This is a genomic window from Chelatococcus reniformis (assembly GCF_014640075.1).
Lineage (GTDB): Bacteria > Pseudomonadota > Alphaproteobacteria > Rhizobiales > Beijerinckiaceae > Camelimonas > Camelimonas reniformis.
On sequence record NZ_BMGG01000014.1, the window covers coordinates 21,417 to 34,860 of the forward strand.

Here is a 13,444-nt window from a genome sequence, read left to right on the forward strand (position 1 = left end):
CGCCACGGCCGCGTGCCAAATTTCCGAAAAATGCCGATGTCAAGGGCTATCTGCGCACGACTTGCCGCATTGAAGCCCTAATATAATCGCGAGTCGGAGCGATTGAGACGCCTCGAAATCAGCTGGTCGCGCGTCAGCCGAACCGCGCGCGTAGCGCCTCGAAGCGTTGCACCTGGTCGGGTTCGAGCTCCCGTTCGGCATTGCGGCCGACGAACACCTTGAACATGGCCTCACCATCGCCGTTCACGAAGACGAGGGAGCAGGACCGGCGGCCGAAGAACGGGCGGTCGACGAAGTAGATGGCCACGCAGCGGTCGGCCCGCAGGTGGCCGCCGATGGGGCTGTCGCCGTGAATATTGAAGTAGCCGCGGCCGAAGTTGCCGGGGGGAATCGTCCCGCGGGTCTCGAACACACCGTCCCTGGTATGGACGATGAAGGTGATGGAGCCCCACTGCACCAGATCGGCCCACACGCCCTCGAAGCGCGCGCCCTCGACCGCCACCGCCTGGCCGGTGGGCAGACAGTCGAGGACGGTGCGCAGCGGCACCCCATGGGTCTCGGCCAGCGCCTCCAGCACGCCGTCGGGCTTCTCGGCGATCGCTGCCTTGAGGGTTTCGGTCGAACCGGCTGCGGGCATGTGCATGGATTGAGCCTCCGTCCGCGCGCGAATGACCATGAACGACCGTCCCCGTCAAACGCGGCCACGGTCAGAGCAGGGCGGCCAGCAAGTCGGCGACGCCCTCGCTGAGCACGGCGCCGGCTTTGGCTGCCATGGCGAGCATCGCCGCGGCAGCGATCAGCCCGGCGATCGCCGCCGTGCCTGCGACCAGCGGCACGAGGTGGTGATGGCGGTGGATGACGGAATGGATGATCATGGCCGTCTGCCCTCGCAACGTTAAGCAAAGGTTAACCACGGGCGAGTGCGGGGCGCGTGCGCTGGAGCACCCGGGACGGCGGCCGTGCGGTTCAACGCGTTGCACCCTGCGCCCACCGCTGCGCAGGCCGTCGATGCGACGATACGGCGCCGCAGGCGCGAGCGACGGCGCTCCAATTTCGCCCAACTGGCGGCTAAAGTGCGGTGCTTCATCGGCTTACGCAGGCAGGCCCACATCGCGCCGGAGGCCCGCCCGTCGGAGGATCGCTCGCCCATGCCGGCCCTGACCCAGCGGCGCATCGCGCTTCCGCTCGCCTGTTTCGTGCTCGGCCTCGTCATGCTGGGCGGCCTACTCGCCTACGTGATGACGCAAAGCCCCTCGTCTGCCGGCGGCGGCGTCGGCGGTCCCTTCACCCTCACCGATCAGAACGGCGATGCTGTGAGCGACGCGAGCCTGCGCGGCGAGCCGTTCCTGGTCTTCTTCGGTTTCACCCACTGCCCCGACGTCTGCCCGACCACGCTCTTTGACGCCTCCGAGATGCTGCGCGCGCTCGGTCCGTCGGCCAAGGCCAAGGTCCTCTTCGTCTCGGTCGATCCGCAGCGGGACACGCCGGAGGTCCTGAAAAGCTACCTCGGCAGCTTCGATCCGCGCATCGTCGGGCTGACCGGCTCCCAGGAGGCGGTCGACGCCATGGCCAAGGCCTATCGGGTCTATGCCCGCAAGGTGCCGCTGAAGGATGGCGATTACACCATGGATCATACCGCCTTGGTGTATCTCATGGATCGGACGGGTCGTTTCGTCGGCGGCTTCGATCTCAAGCGCGCGCCGGCGGCCGCGGCCGCGGAGTACCAGCGCTACCTCTCGTGAGTGCCGGCGGGCTTTGCGCAAAGCGCCTCAGACTCGAAGGGATTTGGGCATTCCGCCAGTGGACGCACCCATCGAACGGCGAAAGGCTCTCGCCCATGACGCCGCCGGGATAACGGCGTATTGCTTTCCGGGCTCGGAGCGAACTTGCCTCCGGCCGCTGTCCCGCAGCCGCCCTTGCACAGGCAACGGATGACCAGATTCCCGGCCCTTCGGTTGCTGTCGCTCGCCGTGGCAGCCGTCCTGCTTGCCGCTGTGAACGGCGTCGCTGCCGAAAGCGTCGCCATCCCCAACTTCTGGGATCCGAAGTCCCGCCTCGACAAGCCGGACCTCGCCGGCATCCGCACCATCCGCTTCCTTACCGACGACGAGTTCCCGCCTCTCCACTTCGCCAACCCCGACGGCCGGCCGGTGGGCTTCTCCGTCGACCTCGCGCGCGCCGCCTGCGACAAGCTGCGGGTCGCCTGCACCATCCAGACGCGGCGGTTCGATACCCTGCTCACGGCGCTCGAGGAGAAGCGGGGCGACGCGATCGCCGCCGCCATCCCGATCGCGCCGGCGCTGCTGGATCGCTTTTCAGTGACCCGTCCTTACCATCGCACGCCGGCGCGCTTTGCCGTGCGCGAAAGGGCCGGGCTGCCCGCCCCCAGCGTACAGAGCCTCGCCACGCATACGGTCGGCGTGGTGCAGGGTTCTGCCCACGAAGCCTACCTCAAGGCTTTCTTCGACGGCGCCAGGATCACGCCGTTTCCGGACATGGGGGCGGCCCAGGCAGCGCTGAAGGCGAGCCAGGTCGACTATCTGTTCGGCGACGGCATGTCCCTCTCGATCTGGCTCGGCGGACGCAGCGCCGAGGGGTGCTGCGCCTTCGCCGGCGGCCCCTATCTATCGCAACGCTTTTTCGGCGAGGGCGTCGGCTTCGTCGTGCGGCGCGACGACCTCCAGCTGCAGCGGGCGCTCGATTATGCGCTGCAGGCCCTGTGGGACGACGGCACCTATGCCGACCTCTACCTGCGCTATTTCCCGATCAGCTTCTATTGAGCCGGTTGACGTCCCGGCAGCCAAGCCACATTGAGGACGCAACCGTGCGTCACAGCACTCCCGTGCATTCCTGGTCGGGCCCCGGCTCGCCGCCGGCCGGCCGCCGGACGATCCAGCCCCTGGACTCATGACGACTTCGAAGATCGACCCGCAGCTGATCGAAGCTGCCCAGACATCGTCCGCGTGGCCATTCGAGGAGGCACGCAAGCTGGTGGCGCGGCAAGCTGCCAGCGGCAAGGACCACGTTCTCTTTGAGACCGGCTATGGCCCTTCGGGCCTGCCGCACATCGGCACCTTCGGCGAAGTCGCCCGCACCTCGATGGTCCGTCAGGCCTTCCGCCTGCTCACCGGCGACAGCATCCCCACGCGGCTGATCGCGTTCTCCGACGACATGGACGGCCTGCGCAAGGTGCCGGACAACGTGCCCGACCGGGCGTTGCTCGCCGCCCACCTCCACAAGCCGCTCACCGAGGTGCCCGACCCCTTCGGCACGCACCCGAGTTTCGGCCACCACAACAACGCCCGGTTGCGCGCCTTCCTGGACGCCTTCGGCTTCGACTATACCTTCATGTCGGCGACCGAGTGCTACAGATCCGGTATCTTCGACCCGACGCTCAGGCTGATGCTCGAGCGCTACGAAGAGGTGATGGCCATCATGCTGCCGTCGCTGCGGCAGGAGCGAGCCCAGACCTACTCGCCGTTCCTGCCGATCCACCCTGTCACCGGACACGTCATGCAGGTGCCGATCGACGAGGTGAAGCGCGATGCGGCGACGCTTGTCTGGCGCGATCCGGAGAGCGGCGAGCGTTACGAGACGCCGGTGACCGGCGGCCACGCCAAGCTGCAGTGGAAGCCCGACTGGGCCATGCGCTGGGTGGCGCTGGGCGTCGACTACGAGATGGCCGGCAAGGACCTGATCGACTCGGTCAAGCTGTCCGGGCAGATCGTCCGTGCACTCGGCGCGCCGCCGCCCGAAGGCTTCAACTACGAACTCTTCCTCGACGAGCGCGGCCAGAAGATCTCCAAGTCGAAGGGCAACGGGCTCACCATCGACGAGTGGCTCGCCTACGGCACACCCGAGAGCCTGGCGCTGTTCATGTACGCCAAGCCGCGCGAGGCCAAGCGGCTCTACTTCGACGTCATCCCGCGTATGGTGGACGAATATGGCAGCTTCCTCGACGCCTATGTGCGCCAGGATGTGAAGCAGCGATTGACGAATCCGGTCTGGCACATCCATGCCGGCCGGCCGCCGGCGCCCGAGGTGCTGAAGCAGCCAGACGCCGCCGCCGGCGGCGCCAAGCCGACGCAGATCTCCTTTTCGCTGCTGCTCAATCTGGCGACCGTTGCCAACGCGGAAAGCAAGGACGGGCTGTGGGGCTTCCTGAAGCGCTACGCTCCGGAGGCCTCACCGCAGACGCATCCCCGTCTCGATACGCTGGTCGGCTACGCGGTCCGCTACTTCCAGGACTTCGTGAAGCCGGACAAGGCTTACCGGGCGCCCGACGAGGAGGAGCGGCGCGCCTTGGAGCTGCTGTCGGCCAAGCTCGGCGAGCTGCCGGCGGGGGCCGGCGCCGAGGCGATCCAGGACGTCGTCTACGACGTCGGCCGCACGGTCCCACGCTACCAGGACTTCAAGGCCAAGGGGGCCACCCCCGAGCGCCCCGGGGTGTCGAACGCCTGGTTCAACACGCTCTACCAGATCCTCCTCGGCGAGGAGCGCGGACCGCGCTTCGGCTCCTTCGCCGCCATCCTTGGGCTGCCTGAGACTCGCGCGCTGATCGCTCAGGGTCTGTCGGGCGGCCTGATCGCCGCCCACGACGCCTTTCTGGCCGGCCGCGCCGGCATCCCCTCCCCCAAGGAAGCAAGGCAATGAAACGCCACCTGTTCACCCTCGCCGCAACCGCATTCATGGCCATGACAATGACCGCATCCGCACAGAACTACGTCACCACTCCGACGGGCCTGAAGTACAAGGACGACGTCGTCGGCACGGGCGCCGAAGCCAAGGCCGGCCAGACCGTCTCGGTCCACTACACCGGCTGGCTCGACGCCGGCGGCAAGCCCGGCGCCAAGTTCGACAGCTCGCGCGACCGCGGCCAGCCGTTCTCGTTCGGGCTCGGCAATGGCCAGGTCATCGCCGGGTGGGACAACGGCGTCGCCGGCATGAAGGTGGGCGGCAGACGCACCCTGGTCATCCCGCCGGACCAGGGCTATGGCGCGCGCGGCGCCGGCGGCGTAATCCCGCCCAATGCCACGCTGATCTTCGATGTGGAGTTGCTCGGCGTCCGCTAGAGCACGTCCAGCAAAAGTGTGCAGCGATTCTGCGTCCGGAGTTGCGCCAGAACAAATGAGATAGCTCGTGTCCGGCGAACCGGGTTTCGCCGGACACGAGTTAGAGCATTTCCGCGTTTCCTCGAATCGCCGAAATGCTCTATCTATTTGCTTTGTCGCGTTTTCTTCACGCGAACCGGCGTCCACTTCGCTCGAAAACGCTCTAAAGCATTGCGCAGCTGGATGAGCATCATCCAATTGCAGAGAATACCTCACCATCATTTGAATCTGGAGTGCTCAGTGGCGCGCCCAGATGATGCGCGCCATCCACGCGATATCGCCCAGGGGTACGACGTGGACCGGCCGCGCGGGGTCGATCGGGCGCAATTCAACGGCGTGCGCCGTGCGTCCCGCCAACTCGCGCGCCGTCACCTCGCCGGCCCGCGTGCGCACCACCACACGGTCGCCCTTGCGCACCCGCGCGCCGGGCGACACGACGATGATGTCGCCGTCGCGATAGAGTGGCAGCAGCGCCGGGCCCGACACCTTGAGCCCCAGCAGCCGCCCGGCCGACAGGCCCGGGAAGCTGACCTCGCCGTCGGCGGGCGCGGGACCGCCATGGAACGCGTCGGCGGTCGCTGAATGGGCAAGGTCCACCACGGGAACACTGGCCGGCCGGGGGCGCAGCGTCGCACGTCGCTTTGCTCCCCGCGTCTCGCCCGTGGCGGCCGCAGGTGAGCCGCCCGGATCGCGCCCGGCAACGAGCGCCACGAACTCATCCAGGCTGGCACCGGTCGCCTCGAGCACCTTGGCGATCGACTCCGTCGACGGCCAGCGCAGACGGCCGTCGGCTGCCGCCCGCTTCGACCGATTGAACGTGGTCGGATCCAACCCCGAGCGCCGCGCCAGCCCCGATGGCGACAGGCCGTAGCGCGTCGCCAGCATATCGAGCGCCCGCCAGATCTGGTCGTGCGACAGCATGATCGACCAATCCCTTGGCCCACGAGTCGGATCCCTAGGATTTATTACCTCAACCCGGGTCTGACAAGCGCGCCACGGATCGTGCGATGCCGCGAAAGCGCACCCGTACCGTCATATGTCCGCGCGGCCCACCTACTGCGTTGACGCGGCGCCGCATAACACCCTACGAATCGACGGCGACGCGTGACCATGGATGGAGCCTCGCCATGTACAGGGCCGTGACCCGCGGTATCCAGGTAACCGTCACCCCGCAATTCGTGGAAGAGCAGTCGTCGCCGGACCAGGCCCGGTTCTTCTGGGCCTACACGGTGGAGATCGCCAACCTCGGCATCGAGGTCGTGCATCTGCGAACTCGGCAATGGCAGATCATCGACGGCCACGGCTCGATGCAGGAGGTGAAGGGCCCCGGCGTCGTGGGCGAAGAGCCGCTGATCCTGCCCGGCCACAGCTTCACGTATACCAGCGGTTGTCCACTGTCGACGCCCGACGGCACCATGAGCGGCCACTACTTCATGGAAAATCGCGAAGGAGAGACATTCCCCGTCGACATCCCCTTGTTTCCGCTCGACAGCCCCTATGTGACCCGTGTCGTTCACTGACGCGCCCATGGCCGGACCGCGCTACACGCCGTTGGCGATGCTTGAGCGACTGGTCGCCTTCCCGACGGAAAGCACGACGTCCAACCTGGCGCTGATCGACTTCGTCGAAGACTATCTGCGCGCCTGGGGCGTCCCCGCGACGCGCATCCCCAACGCTGCGGGCGACAAGGCGGCGCTCTTCGCCACGGTCGGACCCGCCGGCGACGGTGGCATCGTGCTCTCCGGACACACCGACGTGGTCCCCGTGGCGGGCCAGGTCTGGACCAGCGATCCCTACGCGCTGCGCGTCGCCGACGGGAGGGCTTTCGGCCGCGGAGCCGTCGACATGAAGGGCTTCGTCGCTACCGCGCTGGCGCTCGTTCCCGATTTCCTGGCGGCGCCGCTGGCCATTCCGATCCACCTCTTCCTCTCCTACGACGAGGAGATCACCTGCCTCGGCGTGGTCGACGGGATCGCCCGCATGGGCCGCGATCTGCCGACGCCGGCTATGGCGATCGTGGGCGAGCCCACCTGCCTGGCGGTCACCGACGCGCACAAGTCGGTGGTATCCCTGCGCACCACGGTGGTGGGCCAGGCGGGCCACTCCTCCCGCCCCGCGGCTGGGGCCAGCGCCGTCATGGCGGCCGGCGAGTTGATCGCCGAACTGGTCCGCATGCAGGAGCGGCTGATCGAGGAAGGGGATCCGAGCCACCGGTTCGATCCACCCTACAGCACGGTTCATGTGGGCGTGGTGTCGGGAGGCGTCGCGCGAAATATCCTGGCGCCTCAATGCCAGTTCCTGTGGGAGTTCCGCGGACTGCCCGGCCGGACGCACGAGGCGGTCATGGCCGAGTTCGATCAGTTCGCCACCGATGTCGTGCTGAGGCGGATGCGGCGCGGCGCGCCAGGCGCGGCCATCGAAACGATCTGTGAAGTGGCCGTGCCGCATCTGTCGCCCCGGCCGGGCTCGCCGGCCGAGGTCTTGGCCTTGCGACTCGTCGACAGCAATCGCACCATCACGGTGCCCTATGCGACCGAGGCCGGGCACTTCCAGGATGCCGGCATTCCCACCGTCGTCTGCGGCCCGGGCTCGATCGATCAGGCTCATCAGGCGGACGAATTCATCTCGCTAGCCGACCTGGACGCGGGCGAGCGGTTCCTGCGCCGACTGGCCCACGAGATCAGCCGGCCGTGATCGGCGGCCACCCCTGGGGCGCCTCGCGATTGGGTGGATTCACCTAGCGCATTTCCGCGTTTCTTCAAAGCGCCGAAACGATCTATCTATTTGATTTGTCGCGTTTTCTTCCCGCGAACCGGCGTCCACTTCGCTCGAAAGCGCTCTAGTCTAAGCGCTCCAGGTTCAAAGGCGCGGAGCATTTCCCGATCAAGCGGAGCCGCCGGATCGGCAAACCGCATTCGCGATCATCTCAACGGGAGGCGGCCACCTCGCGCTCGACCTCGACCGGATCGAGATCGTAGTGGCGCGAACAGAATTCGCAGGTCACACCGATGCGGCCGTCGTCCCCCACCATGTCGCTCCGCTCCTGGGCGCTGAAGCGTGTAAGCATGGACATGATGCGCTCGCGCGAGCACTGGCACGCCTCATGGACCTCCTGCGCCGCGAACACGCGCACGCCGCGCTCGTGGAACAGGCGGAACAGCAGGCCCTCGCTCGACACTGTCGGATCGATGAGCTCGTGATCCTCGGTCGTGTCGACCAGCATCCGCGCCTCGGTCCAGCCGTCGTCCTCGCCATCCGGCGCTGGGGCGTCGGCCGCGCCCTCCGGCGCATCGCCCGGCGGCAGGTCAGGCCGGCGCAGCCGGTCCTGCGCCTTCGGCATGAACTGCACCATCAGCGCGCCGGCCCGGAAATGGCCACCGGCCTCACCGGGTACCACCTCTTCGCCCACCGCCAGGCGAATGCGCGTCGGGATCTGCTCCGACTGGCTGAAATAGTGGTGAGCCGCGTCCTCGAGGTTCTGCCCCTCCAGGGCAACAATGCCCTGGTAACGGCTGGCCTCGCTGCCCTGGTCGATGGTCATGGCCAGGTGGCCGTTGCCGAGCAGCGCGCCGGTGTCGAGCGCGTGCTCCGCGGCCGCCTGCTCCAGCCGTCCGGCGTCGAAGCGGGCGCAGGCGCGCACCCGGTCCGGCGCGTCGAAGTCGACGACGATCATGTCGATCGGGCCATCCGAGCGCGTTTGCAGCTGGAAGCGGCCATCGAGCTTGAGCGAGGCGCCGAGCAGGACGGTCAGCGCCGTGGCCTCACCCAGGACACGCGAGACCGAAGGCGGGTATTTGTGGCGGCCGAGGATGCGATCCACCGCCGAGCCGAGCCGCACGACTCGCCCGCGCACGTCCAGGCCCTCGATGGCAAACGGCAGGACCCGGTCGTCGCCGGCATGGCCGTGGCCGGCGTCCGGCACCGGCGACGTGTCCGATCCTTCCGGGATGAACGGGCGATCGCCGCCGCTCATCCCTCGACCGCTCCCAGGCACCACGCCAGGATGCCCTTCTGGGCGTGCAACCGGTTCTCGGCCTCGTCGAAGACCACCGACTGGGCGCCGTCCATCACCTCGTCCGTCACTTCTTCACCGCGGTGGGCGGGCAGGCAATGCATGAAGATGGCATCCTCGGCTGCCGCGGCCATGAGCTTGGCGTTGACCTGATAGGGCTTGAGCAAATTGTGGCGACGGCCCTCGTCCTCGTCGCCCATGGACACCCAGCAATCGGTGACGACCGCCTCCGCCCCCCTGACCGCCTCGAACGGATCGGTGGTCAGCGAAACACGCCCATCGGCGATGGCCAGAAGCTCGTCGGCCGGCCGCAGTTCGGGCGGCGTGGCGATGGCTAGCTCGAAATCGAAGCGCGCGGCAGCCTGGATCCAAGAGGCCAGCACATTGTTGGCGTCCCCCGTCCAGGCCACCTTGCGGCCTTCGATACGACCCCTGTGTTCCTCGAAGGTGAGCACGTCGGCCATGATCTGGCAGGGATGCGAGCGCTTGGTGAGCCCGTTGATGACCGGTACGGTGGCGTGCCGGGCAAGTTCCAGCATGGCCTCGTGATCGAGGATGCGGATCATCATCGCGTCCACATAGCGCGACATGACCCGGGCGGTGTCGGCGATCGACTCGCCTCGCCCGAGTTGCATCTCCGCCCCGGTCAGCATGATGGCATCGCCGCCGAGCTCGCGCATGGCCAGGTCGAACGACACACGCGTGCGGGTCGACGGCTTGTCGAAGATCATCGCCAGTGTCTTGCCCGCCAGCGGCCGCTCGCCCGTGCGGCGGCGGGCCTTGAGACGGGCGCTGGCATCGAGCACCAGCCGCAGTTCCTCGCGCGTGAAGTCAGCGAGGTCGAGGAAGTGGCGGGCCTGCTCCGTACGCCCATTGGCGGGCACACCCTGGCCAGGCGCCGCATGGCCGGCGCTCTGCCGGTTCACCGCGGCCTTCTTGCTGAGAGACATCAGGCTGCTCCCCGCCTCTCGCCCCGCAGGTCGGCTTCGAGCCGCCCCGCTGCTGCTGCGATCCGTTCGATGCCCTCGGCCACCTCGGCTTCCCCGATGATGAGCGGAGGCAGCAGGCGAACCGTGTTTTCACCTGCGCCGATCAGCAGCAGATGCTGCGCCTGCGCGGCAGCGATGAAGTCGGTGTTGGGAACGTTCATCTTCAGCCCGAGCATGAGGCCTTCGCCGCGCACCTCGACGATGAGCGAGGGGAAGCGGTCCTTGATCTCGGCGAGACGCTGCTTCAACAGCAGGCCCATGGCGCGCACATGCTCCAGGAAACCGGGCGCCAGGACGACGTCAAGCACGGCGTTGCCGACCGCCATGGCAAGCGGGTTGCCGCCAAAGGTGGTACCGTGCACGCTGGCCGTCATGCCCTTGCCCGCCGCCTCGGTGGACAGGCAGGCGCCGAGCGGAAAGCCGCCGCCGATGCCCTTGGCGATGCCCATGATATCCGGCGTGACGCCCGTCCATTCGTGGGCGAAGAGCTTGCCGGTGCGGCCGACGCCGGTCTGCACCTCGTCGAAGATGAGCAACAGCCCGTGCTCGTCGCACAGCGCCCGCAGCGCCCGCAGCTTGGCCGGCTCGACGACGCGAACGCCACCCTCGCCCTGGATCGGCTCGATCAGGATAGCGGCGGTCTCCGGCCCGATCGCGGCCCTGAGCGCCTCGTCGTCACCGAGCTCGACCTGATCGAAGCCGTCGACTTTGGGGCCGAAGCCCTCCAGATATTTGGCTTGGCCGCCCGCGGCGATCGTGGCCAGCGTACGGCCGTGGAACGCGCCCTCGAAGGTGATGACGCGGTAGCGCCCGGGCTCGCCGTTTGCGGAATGGTATTTACGCGCCATCTTGATGGCGCACTCCAGCGCCTCGGCGCCCGAATTGGTGAAGAACACGCGATCGGCAAAGGTGGCGTCGACCAGCCGTTGTGCCAGCCGCTCGCCTTCGGGAATCCGGTAGAGGTTGGATGTGTGCCAGACCTTGGCCGCCTGCGTGGTGAGCGCTTCTACCAGGTGCGGGTGGGCATGGCCGAGCGAGTTCACCGCGACGCCGGCCCCGAAATCGAGATATCGCTCGCCGTCACGGGTGACGAGCCACAGGCCCTCTCCCCGGTCGAATTGCAGATCGGCGCGCGCAAAGGTCGGCAGAAGCGGCGAGGTCACGGGTCGGATCTCCTCATGCGGGATCACTTCGGTTCAATCGACGGGTGTCCACAAGTACCCGTCCGCATGTCGAAGCCGCGGTCCGCAACTGGGGCAATGCCGTCCGGATCCGGCGCAATGCTCCAGCTCATCGAAACAGGAGCCCCGCGTTCCGCCGGCGTGGTCCCACGCAAACGGCCAGTTGCTCCGCAGCGGCGTGAATTCGGACGGCCTCGCGGCCAGCGAAATCCCCAAAAACCAAGTGCCGCCCAGCGGGGGCGGCACTATGCCTATTCTAGGGATGAGGCTCCGACTGTCAATTCAAAGCGTACATTTGGTGCCTTGCGTCGCTTTTGCAACGCGCCTCGACTTTATGCACAGGTTCGCAGGAGTGCGATTTCGATCGCTGCTGCGATTGCAGCATCTGCGGCGCAAAACGGCCGCACTTGGACTCGGTTTTGTCACCTTCCTGGGGAAAACATCCGCCGCACCGGGGCCGGTCTTGGCGCAGACTCGCGTCATCTTGTATGGTCCTGCGTGTAAGCCACGACATATCGTGGGTTAACCGGTCATTGGTGATGGTCCTGCTGCGCTGCGACGAGGAGCGTGCGCAATCGCGGAGGGATTCCCAATGGCGGCGCCGAGCGCGGAGGGGCGGATGAACGATCCTGGAAATATCTGGAGCGACGACCGCGTCGAGTTGCTGAAGCGGCTCTGGGCCGAGGGGCTCAGCGCCAGCCAGATTGCCACGGCCATGGGTGGCATCACGCGCAACGCCGTGATCGGCAAGGTGCATCGGCTGGGCCTCTCGGGGCGTGCCAAGGCAGCGGCATCCGGCGTGCCCAAGCCCCGCAAGAGTGTGGCGGCGCCGCCACGCTCCACCGCCGCGAGCCCGCGCCCGGCGCAGGGCCCGACGGTCCAGGGCAACACGGTACTCGCCGTCAGCATGCGCATCGAGACCGACGCCTACGAGCCTCACCCCGCGACGCAGGCGGCCGACGTCGTAGTCCCGCTCTCCGAACGGGTGACCATCACCGAACTGCGCGAGAACATGTGCCGCTGGCCACTGGGTGACCCGACATCGGCCGAGTTCCGCTTCTGCGGCAACCGCACCACGCCCGGTCAGCCCTATTGCGCCCATCACGCGCGCATCGCCTACCAGCCCCCTGAGCGGCGCCGCCGCTGACGCGCTCCCCCTTCGGACGGCGCTCGATCGCGTCGACGTGCCAGGGAGGCCTTTGTGCAGCGGCGGCCCCCATTCTGCCGCGCGCGGCGGGCCATGCCGACGCGGGCCGGCCTGGCCCTCAAGGCTGAGCTGGCGCATGTGCTCGCAAGAGATCGGATGATTCACCCGGTCGGATAGAAATGCACCAACCGCGGCCTTTGGGGTGCTTCTTGCCGACCGGGCGGTTCCGCCGACGGCGGCGCAGGCAGGCCCGATGCGGTCCCTACGTCGCGCCGGACGACTGTTCCGGCTTCGCTCAATCCCGCGCGAAGGTCTCGTCGAAAGCGTAGCCCGCGCCGCGCACGGTGCGGATCGGATCGGGCTTGCGCGGCCGGTTGATCGCCTTGCGCAGGCGGCCCACATGCACGTCCACGGTTCGTTCGTCGATGTAGACGTCGTGGCCCCACACCCCGTCGAGCAGTTGCTCGCGCGAAAACACGCGGCCGGGGCTCTGCATCAGGAATTCGAGCAGGCGGAACTCAGTCGGGCCAAGGTGCAGCTCACGGCTTGACCTGCGCACGCGCCGCGTCTCGCGATCGAGCTCGATGTCACCGGCAGTCAGCAGGTTGGCCACGTGCGACGGCTTGGCCCGGCGCAGCAGCGCCCGCACGCGTGCCAGCAGTTCCGGCACGGAGAACGGCTTGACGACGTAGTCGTCCGCGCCGGTGGCGAGTCCCCGTACGCGCTCCGTCTCCTCGCCGCGCGCCGTCAGCATGATGACCGGCAGCCGCTCCGTCTCCTGCCGCGAGCGGATGCGCCGGCACAGCTCGATGCCGGACAGGCCGGGCAACATCCAGTCGAGCAGCACGAGATCCGGCACCAGCTCACGCAGCCTGATCTCGGCGTCGTCCCCGCGCGCCACCGTGTCGACGTCGTAGCCTTCCGCCTCGAGGTTGTACCTCAGCAGCAAGCTCAACGGCTCCTCGTCCTCGACGATCAGAACGCGCGTCCCCATCCCCCCACCG

Annotated in this window: 14 protein-coding genes; 7 read left to right on the forward strand and 7 right to left on the reverse strand. The window is 67.7% G+C overall.

Translation table 11 applies throughout. The features are described from left to right. Window positions 1–133: 133 nt before the first annotated feature. Window positions 134–643, reverse strand: a complete 510-nt coding sequence (gene hutX / locus IEW34_RS29160; RefSeq protein WP_188612774.1) for a heme utilization cystosolic carrier protein HutX — start codon at window positions 641–643, stop codon at window positions 134–136. 64 nt (window positions 644–707) lie between these two features. Further along, window positions 708–875: a hypothetical protein gene (locus IEW34_RS29165; RefSeq protein ID WP_188612775.1), complete on the reverse strand. Its 168-nt coding sequence runs from the start codon at window positions 873–875 to the stop codon at window positions 708–710. Between the two features lie 273 nt (window positions 876–1,148). On the opposite strand from IEW34_RS29165, the gene IEW34_RS29170 reads away from it, so the two are divergent. The 4 genes from IEW34_RS29170 (at window position 1,149) to IEW34_RS29185 (ending at window position 5,072) form a co-directional block, all read left to right on the forward strand. Then, a complete protein-coding gene (locus IEW34_RS29170; RefSeq protein WP_188612776.1) occupies window positions 1,149–1,742 on the forward strand; it encodes an SCO family protein in 594 nt (197 codons plus the stop codon). A 189-nt stretch (window positions 1,743–1,931) separates the two neighbouring features. Beyond that, window positions 1,932–2,780: a transporter substrate-binding domain-containing protein gene (locus IEW34_RS29175; RefSeq protein ID WP_188612777.1), complete on the forward strand. Its 849-nt coding sequence runs from the start codon at window positions 1,932–1,934 to the stop codon at window positions 2,778–2,780. A 127-nt stretch (window positions 2,781–2,907) separates the two neighbouring features. Continuing rightward, a complete protein-coding gene (locus IEW34_RS29180) occupies window positions 2,908–4,653 on the forward strand; it encodes a lysine--tRNA ligase (protein WP_188612778.1) in 1,746 nt (581 codons plus the stop codon). After that, on the forward strand, window positions 4,650–5,072 hold the full coding sequence (locus tag IEW34_RS29185; RefSeq protein ID WP_188612779.1) for an FKBP-type peptidyl-prolyl cis-trans isomerase: 423 nt from the start codon (window positions 4,650–4,652) through the stop codon (window positions 5,070–5,072). Before IEW34_RS29180 ends, IEW34_RS29185 begins: the two co-directional genes overlap by 4 nt. Before the next feature lie 276 nt (window positions 5,073–5,348). On the opposite strand, the gene IEW34_RS29190 is transcribed toward IEW34_RS29185, so the two are convergent. Further along, window positions 5,349–6,032 carry a S24 family peptidase gene (locus IEW34_RS29190; protein WP_188612780.1) on the reverse strand — a complete coding sequence of 228 codons (684 nt, stop codon included), beginning with the start codon at window positions 6,030–6,032 and terminating at the stop codon, window positions 5,349–5,351. A gap of 206 nt (window positions 6,033–6,238) precedes the next feature. Between IEW34_RS29190 and apaG the strand changes: the two genes are divergently transcribed. Together apaG and argE are read left to right on the forward strand one after the other, a co-directional pair. Beyond that, on the forward strand, window positions 6,239–6,631 hold the full coding sequence (apaG, locus tag IEW34_RS29195; protein WP_188612781.1) for a Co2+/Mg2+ efflux facilitator ApaG/CorD: 393 nt from the start codon (window positions 6,239–6,241) through the stop codon (window positions 6,629–6,631). Window positions 6,632–6,638: 7 nt separating this feature from the next. Further along, entirely contained in the window at window positions 6,639–7,805 is a 1,167-nt protein-coding gene (gene argE, locus IEW34_RS29200; RefSeq protein WP_188612782.1) for an acetylornithine deacetylase, read from the forward strand. 232 nt (window positions 7,806–8,037) lie between these two features. Here argE and IEW34_RS29205 read toward each other — a convergent pair whose 3' ends face one another. Genes IEW34_RS29205 through IEW34_RS29215 form a run of 3 tightly spaced genes read right to left on the reverse strand, consistent with a single transcriptional unit; the run spans window position 8,038 to window position 11,275 of the window. Further along, on the reverse strand, window positions 8,038–9,084 hold the full coding sequence (locus tag IEW34_RS29205; RefSeq protein ID WP_188612783.1) for an Hsp33 family molecular chaperone: 1,047 nt from the start codon (window positions 9,082–9,084) through the stop codon (window positions 8,038–8,040). Further along, the gene (argF, locus tag IEW34_RS29210; protein ID WP_188612784.1) at window positions 9,081–10,073 is read right to left on the reverse strand and encodes an ornithine carbamoyltransferase; all 993 of its coding nucleotides are present in this window, start codon (window positions 10,071–10,073) and stop codon (window positions 9,081–9,083) included. The genes IEW34_RS29205 and argF overlap by 4 nt, the downstream gene beginning before the upstream one ends. Continuing rightward, on the reverse strand, window positions 10,073–11,275 hold the full coding sequence (locus tag IEW34_RS29215; RefSeq protein ID WP_188612785.1) for an aspartate aminotransferase family protein: 1,203 nt from the start codon (window positions 11,273–11,275) through the stop codon (window positions 10,073–10,075). The genes argF and IEW34_RS29215 overlap by 1 nt, the downstream gene beginning before the upstream one ends. 637 nt (window positions 11,276–11,912) lie before the next feature. On the opposite strand from IEW34_RS29215, the gene IEW34_RS29220 reads away from it, so the two are divergent. Beyond that, window positions 11,913–12,440: a GcrA family cell cycle regulator gene (locus tag IEW34_RS29220; protein WP_188612786.1), complete on the forward strand. Its 528-nt coding sequence runs from the start codon at window positions 11,913–11,915 to the stop codon at window positions 12,438–12,440. 295 nt (window positions 12,441–12,735) lie between these two features. Here the strand turns inward: IEW34_RS29220 and phoB are convergent, their stop codons facing one another. Next, window positions 12,736–13,434 carry a phosphate regulon transcriptional regulator PhoB gene (phoB, locus tag IEW34_RS29225; protein WP_188612787.1) on the reverse strand — a complete coding sequence of 233 codons (699 nt, stop codon included), beginning with the start codon at window positions 13,432–13,434 and terminating at the stop codon, window positions 12,736–12,738. Window positions 13,435–13,444 lie beyond the last annotated feature (10 nt).

Coding starts and splice junctions, on each gene's coding strand:
- IEW34_RS29165 (WP_188612775.1), bottom strand. CDS start 875: ATGATCATCCATTCCGTCATCCACCGCCATCACCACCTCGTGCCGCTG.
- IEW34_RS29220 (WP_188612786.1), top strand. CDS start 11,913: ATGAACGATCCTGGAAATATCTGGAGCGACGACCGCGTCGAGTTGCTG.
- IEW34_RS29185 (WP_188612779.1), top strand. CDS start 4,650: ATGAAACGCCACCTGTTCACCCTCGCCGCAACCGCATTCATGGCCATG.
- argF (WP_188612784.1), bottom strand. CDS start 10,073: ATGTCTCTCAGCAAGAAGGCCGCGGTGAACCGGCAGAGCGCCGGCCAT.
- hutX (WP_188612774.1), bottom strand. CDS start 643: ATGCACATGCCCGCAGCCGGTTCGACCGAAACCCTCAAGGCAGCGATC.
- IEW34_RS29175 (WP_188612777.1), top strand. CDS start 1,932: ATGACCAGATTCCCGGCCCTTCGGTTGCTGTCGCTCGCCGTGGCAGCC.
- argE (WP_188612782.1), top strand. CDS start 6,639: ATGGCCGGACCGCGCTACACGCCGTTGGCGATGCTTGAGCGACTGGTC.
- IEW34_RS29170 (WP_188612776.1), top strand. CDS start 1,149: ATGCCGGCCCTGACCCAGCGGCGCATCGCGCTTCCGCTCGCCTGTTTC.
- IEW34_RS29190 (WP_188612780.1), bottom strand. CDS start 6,032: ATGCTGTCGCACGACCAGATCTGGCGGGCGCTCGATATGCTGGCGACG.
- phoB (WP_188612787.1), bottom strand. CDS start 13,434: ATGGGGACGCGCGTTCTGATCGTCGAGGACGAGGAGCCGTTGAGCTTG.
- apaG (WP_188612781.1), top strand. CDS start 6,239: ATGTACAGGGCCGTGACCCGCGGTATCCAGGTAACCGTCACCCCGCAA.
- IEW34_RS29205 (WP_188612783.1), bottom strand. CDS start 9,084: ATGAGCGGCGGCGATCGCCCGTTCATCCCGGAAGGATCGGACACGTCG.
- IEW34_RS29180 (WP_188612778.1), top strand. CDS start 2,908: ATGACGACTTCGAAGATCGACCCGCAGCTGATCGAAGCTGCCCAGACA.